Here is a 279-nt window from a genome sequence, read left to right as displayed (position 1 = left end):
CTTGAGGCGGTCGAATTTCGTTTGTCCCAGCAGCATCCCGGCCGGGATGTCCGCTTCCGACGCAAATACCTTGCGGTCGTAAATATTGAGCTTGGTTTGTTTGCCGTCCTTGATCAGCTTGGCCGGCTTGCCGTCGGCGCCCAGCTGGGCCTCGACCACATACCACTGGCCGGCGCTGTCCAGGTACAGGGCGTCGGACCATGGGGACGCCGGCGAGAGCGTGCGGCGCGACAGCTCGTATCCACCTTCCGGCGTTTCGCGCTCGATCACCTGCACAAG

1 protein-coding gene is annotated in these 279 nt (G+C 63.1%); it reads right to left on the bottom strand.

Going from position 1 to position 279, the window contains the following annotated elements; genetic code table 11:
- The coding region (locus F2P45_RS35230) for a hypothetical protein (protein WP_166882768.1) at positions 1 to 279 on the bottom strand (279 nt) is incomplete at both ends.

It is taken from the genome of Massilia mucilaginosa (assembly GCF_011682145.1).
Classification (GTDB): domain Bacteria; phylum Pseudomonadota; class Gammaproteobacteria; order Burkholderiales; family Burkholderiaceae_D; genus Telluria_A; species Telluria_A mucilaginosa.
The sequence above is the reverse complement of the archived record's forward strand: the minus strand, read 5'-3'. Positions and strand labels throughout refer to the sequence as shown.